The 5,409-nt window shown below is 53.7% G+C and carries 2 tRNA genes and 3 rRNA genes; all 5 read right to left on the bottom strand.

The window, feature by feature from the left end:
* Nucleotides 1–12 precede the first annotated feature (12 nt).
* Nucleotides 13–127 (bottom strand): 5S ribosomal RNA (gene rrf / locus B5D49_RS14495).
* A 35-nt stretch (nt 128–162) separates the two neighbouring features.
* Nucleotides 163–3,092: ribosomal RNA gene (locus tag B5D49_RS14490) — 23S ribosomal RNA — on the bottom strand.
* Nucleotides 3,093–3,256: 164 nt separating this feature from the next.
* Nucleotides 3,257–3,332, bottom strand: a tRNA-Ala gene (locus B5D49_RS14485).
* A gap of 14 nt (nt 3,333–3,346) precedes the next feature.
* Nucleotides 3,347–3,423, bottom strand: a tRNA-Ile gene (locus B5D49_RS14480).
* A gap of 66 nt (nt 3,424–3,489) precedes the next feature.
* Nucleotides 3,490–5,043: ribosomal RNA gene (locus tag B5D49_RS14475) — 16S ribosomal RNA — on the bottom strand.
* The 16S, 23S and 5S rRNA genes sit together here with 2 tRNA genes alongside, the layout of an rRNA operon.
* Nucleotides 5,044–5,409 lie beyond the last annotated feature (366 nt).

Raw genomic sequence — 5,409 nt, 5'->3', positions numbered from 1 at the left:
TTTGAAAAAAAGTCCTGGCGACGACCTACTTTCCCACGATTTAGACCGCAGTATCATCGGCGATGAAGGGCTTAACTTCCGAGTTCGGAATGGGATCGGGTGTACCCCCTTCTCCAAGGTCACCAGGACAAATATATAGTTTCATAGGGAGGGAGAGGATGATTTCCTAAGTCGCACGACCTATTAGTACCGGTCAGCTGAACGTGTCGCCACGCTTACACCTCCGGCCTATCAACCTGGTGGTCTTCCAGGGGTCTTCAGCTCCGAAGAGAGGGAGAACTTATCTTGAGGCGGGCTTCCCGCTTAGATGCCTTCAGCGGTTATCCTTTCCGAACATAGCTACCCTGCAATGCCACTGGCGTGACAACAGGAACACCAGAGGTTCGTCCACCCCGGTCCTCTCGTACTAGGGGCAGCCCCTCTTCAATTCTCCAACGCCCACAGAGGATAGGGACCAAACTGTCTCACGACGTTTTAAACCCAGCTCGCGTACCACTTTAATCGGCGAACAGCCGAACCCTTGGGACCTGCTTCAGCCCCAGGATGTGATGAGCCGACATCGAGGTGCCAAACCGCATCGTCGATGTGAACTCTTGGATGCGATCAGCCTGTTATCCCCGGCGTACCTTTTATCCTATGAGCGATGACCCTTCCATTCGGGATCACCGGATCACTAAGACCAACTTTCGTTCCTGCTCGACATGTCTGTCTTACAGTCAAGCTCCCTTATGCCTTTGCACTCAACGGCTGGTTTCCAATCAGCCTGAGGGAACCTTTGCAAGCCTCCGTTACTCTTTAGGAGGCGACCGCCCCAGTCAAACTACCCACCAGACACTGTCTCCAGGCCGGATAACGGCTCTGGATTAGAATCCAAGACTACCAAGGGTGGTATTTCAAGGTTGGCTCCACCGACACTAGCGTGCCGATTTCAAAGCCTCCCACCTATCCTACACATGATAGCCCTAGACCCAATGTCAAGCTGTAGTAAAGGTGCACAGGGTCTTTCCGTCCTTCTGCGGGTACCCGGCATTTTCACCGGGAATTCAATTTCACTGAGTCTCTGGTTGAGACAGTGGGGAGATCGTTACGCCATTCGTGCAGGTCGGAACTTACCCGACAAGGAATTTCGCTACCTTAGGACCGTTATAGTTACGGCCGCCGTTTACCGGGGCTTCGGTTTAGAGCTTCGCATAGCTAACTCCACCCCTTAACCTTCCGGCACCGGGCAGGCGTCAGTCCATATACTTCGTCTTACGACTTCGCATAGACCTATGTTTTTAGTAAACAGTCGCCCCCCCCGATTCTCTGCGGCTCCAGAAAGCTTGGAAAGCAAGTAACCTTACCTTCCGGAGCACCCCTTATCGCTAACTTACGGGGTCATTTTGCCGAGTTCCTTAACCAGAGTTCTCTCAAGCGCCTTGGTCTGCTCGACCCGCCTACCTGTGTTGGTTTGCGGTACGGTCTGCACATGCTAAACTTAGAGGCTTTTCTAGGCAGTGTAGAATCAGTGACTTCAGTCGATAAAGACACGGCATAACGTCTCGGCCTTAGTCCGGCGGATTTGCCTACCAGACCAGCCTACTCGCTTGCACCGGGATATCCAACACCCGGATCACCTATCTTCCTGCGTCCCCCCGTCGCACACATGCACAGGTACAGGAATATTAACCTGTTTCCCATCGGCTACGCTTTTCAGCCTCGCCTTAGGGGCCGACTTACCCTGGGCAGATTAGCTTTACCCAGGAAACCTTGGGCTTACGGCGAAGAAGTTTCTCACTTCTTTTATCGTTACTCATGCCAGCATAATCACTTCTCATTAGTCCAGCAAACCTTACGGTTCACCTTCATCCCATCTGAGAACGCTCCCCTACCGATCGTCAAAGACGATCCCGAAGCTTCGGTACCATACTTGAGCCCCGTTACATTTTCGGCGCAACTCCGCTAGGCCAGTGAGCTATTACGCTTTCTTTAAAGGATGGCTGCTTCTAAGCCAACCTCCTGGATGTCTAAGCAGAATCACCACCTTGACCACTTAGTATGGATTTGGAGACCTTAGCTGTCGATCTGGGCTGTTTCCCTCTCGACTACGGACCTTCGCATCCGCAGTCTGACTCCCGGACAACATTTTACGGCATTCGGAGTTTGATAGGGTTTGGTAATCTGGTGGGACCCCTAGCCCTGTCAGTGCTCTACCTCCGCAAAACTAATCCGAGGCTATACCTCAATATATTTCGGGGAGAACCAGCTATCACCGGGTTTGATTGGCCTTTCACCCCTATCCACAAGTCATCCAAATCATTTTCAACTGATACTGGTTCGGTCCTCCACTCGGTTTTACCCGAGCTTCAACCTGCTCATGGATAGATCACCCGGCTTCGGGTCTACTGCGCAGTACTTGTCGCCCTATTCAGACTCGCTTTCGCTACGGCTCCGCAAAAAGCTTAACCTCGCACTACACAGTAACTCGCTGGCCCGTTATGCAAAAAGCACACGGTCACGGAACAAGTCCGCTCCCGCAGCTTGTAGGCGCCTGGTTTCAGGTTCTATTTCACTCCCCTAACAGGGGTTCTTTTCACCTTTCCCTCACGGTACTGGTTCGCTATCGGTCGCTAGGAAGTATTTAGCCTTGGAAGATGGTCCTCCCGGATTCCCACGGGGTTTCTCGTGTCCCGCGGTACTCAGGTGCCGGTTATGCCACGTTCGATTTCAGATACGGGGGTTTCACCCTCTGTGCCCAGGCTTCCCAGCCTGTTCTCCTATCTAATTGTGGATCACGTATACCGGTCCTACAACCCCGGATGATCGAAACCATCCGGTTTGGGCTAATCCCATTTCGCTCGCCGCTACTTTGGGAATCTCTATTGATTTTTCTTCCTTCGGTTACTGAGATGTTTCACTTCACCGAGTTCGCCTCCCAAGGCCTATGTATTCAGCCAAGGGATGACGGGGTATGAACCCCGCCGGGTTGCCCCATTCGGAAATCACCGGGTCAAAGCCTGCTTGGCGGCTCGCCGGCGCATATCGCAGCCTACCACGTCCTTCATCGCCTCCTAGCGCCAAGGCATCCACCAGACGCCCTTTATTACTTAGGATTTAATTTCATCCTCTCCACTACCCTATTCAACTGTCAATGATCAGCGATTCTCTTTGAGCTTTATGGCGCTCACCCTCCCGCCAGAGCGGGGGTCGAATCGGCCTTCAAGACGTTGCCGCCTTGAAATTTGTAAAAGATCTGCACCTTGACCAATCTATTTTTTGGTGGAGGTGAACGGATTTGAACCGATGACCCCCTGCTTGCAAGGCAGGTGCTCTCCCAGCTGAGCTACACCCCCTGATTGATCAAGCGTGGTGGGCCTAGGTAGACTTGAACTACCGACCTCACGCTTATCAGGCGTGCGCTCTAGCCAGCTGAGCTATAGGCCCGTTCGGCTCAAAGACCGCATGTTGCAGGTCCTCGCAATTAAATAGCGAGTTGGGCGTTTTCTCTATAAAGGAGGTGATCCAGCCGCAGGTTCCCCTACGGCTACCTTGTTACGACTTCACCCCAATCACCAGTCCTACCGTAGGCGGTTGCCTCCCGAAGGTTAGCTCACCGATGTCGGGTAGAACCAGCTTTCGTGGTGTGACGGGCGGTGTGTACAAGGCCCGGGAACGTATTCACCCCGGCATGCTGATCCGGGATTACTAGCGATTCCAACTTCATGCAGTCGAGTTGCAGACTGCAATCCGGACTGGGACGCGTTTTTTGGGATTGGCTTGGCCTCGCGGCGTAGCGACCCATTGTACGCGCCATTGTAGTACGTGTGTAGCCCTAGGCGTAAGGGCCATGATGACTTGACGTCGTCCCCACCTTCCTCCGGGTTAACCCCGGCAGTCTCACTAGAGTGCCCACCATTATGTGCTGGCAACTAGTAACAAGGGTTGCGCTCGTTGCGGGACTTAACCCAACACCTCACGGCACGAGCTGACGACAGCCATGCAGCACCTGTCACTGGATTCCCCGAAGGGCACCCCTCCGTTTCAGGAGGGTTCCCAGGATGTCAAGCCTAGGTAAGGTTCTTCGCGTTGCATCGAATTAAACCACATACTCCACCGCTTGTGCGGGCCCCCGTCAATTCCTTTGAGTTTCAGCCTTGCGACCGTACTCCCCAGGCGGGATGCTTAACGCGTTAACTGCGGCACCGAGGGTGGACCCCCCGACACCTAGCATCCATCGTTTACAGCGTGGACTACCAGGGTATCTAATCCTGTTTGCTACCCACGCTTTCGCACCTCAGCGTCAGTATCTGTCCAGCAGGCCGCCTTCGCCACTGGTGTTCCTCCAGATATCTACGGATTTCACTCCTACACCTGGAATTCCGCCTGCCTCTCCAGTACTCAAGCACGGCAGTATCAAATGCAATTCCCCGGTTGAGCCGAGGGCTTTCACATCTGACTGGCCGCGCCGCCTACGCGCGCTTTACGCCCAGTAATTCCGATTAACGCTTGCACCTTCCGTATTACCGCGGCTGCTGGCACGGAATTAGCCGGTGCTTCCTCTGAAGGTACCGTCAGCCAAGAGGCCTATTCGACCTCAAGGGTTTCTTCCCTTCTGACAGAGGTTTACGACCCGAGAGCCTTCTTCCCTCACGCGGCGTCGCTGCGTCAGGCTTTCGCCCATTGCGCAATATTCCCCACTGCTGCCTCCCGTAGGAGTCTGGGCCGTGTTCCAGTCCCAGTGTGGCTGATCATCCTCTCAGACCAGCTACTCATCGTCGCCTTGGTAGGCCATTACCCCACCAACAAGCTAATGAGACGCAGGTTCATCCTTTGGTGGTAGCTTGCATGCAGAGGCCACCTTTCCCCCATAAAGCTAAATATGGAGTGTATCCGGTATTAGCAGCCGTTTCCAACTGTTATCCCAATCCAAAGGGTAGATCACCTACGCGTTACTCACCCGTGCGCCGCTCTACTCAGATCCCGAAGGATCCTTTCTCGCTCGACTTGCATGTGTTAGGCACGCCGCCAGCGTTCAATCTGAGCCAGGATCAAACTCTCCAGTTCAAAACTGTGAGTATTTGTTTGATCCAACCACAAGGTTTTGTTCAAAATGAACGGGCATGTGATTGTCTCTTCGCCCAACTCGCTATTTAATTGTCAAAGACCTGCCCGGCGTCCGGTGTTGACCGAAGGCGCGGACGACTTTTGTACGTCCGGGCCGAAAAAGTGTCAACCCCATTCTTCGGACTTTCAGAGATCAGGCCGCCGAACCAATTTGTTCGTGGCGGCGAAGTGTGCTTCTAGGCGATCCGCCAAGTGGAGTCAAGTGCTTTTTTCACTTTTTTTTCGAAGCGATCCGCCCCGAGACTCCGAAACACGTTCCGCTTGCGGCGGAGGAGCTTTCTAGGCTTTTGCCTTTTCGGAGTCAAG

Origin of the sequence: Paucidesulfovibrio gracilis DSM 16080 (assembly GCF_900167125.1) — a bacterium.
GTDB classification, from domain to species: Bacteria; Desulfobacterota; Desulfovibrionia; order Desulfovibrionales; family Desulfovibrionaceae; genus Paucidesulfovibrio; species Paucidesulfovibrio gracilis.
This window is presented reverse-complemented; position numbering and strand designations above follow the sequence as displayed.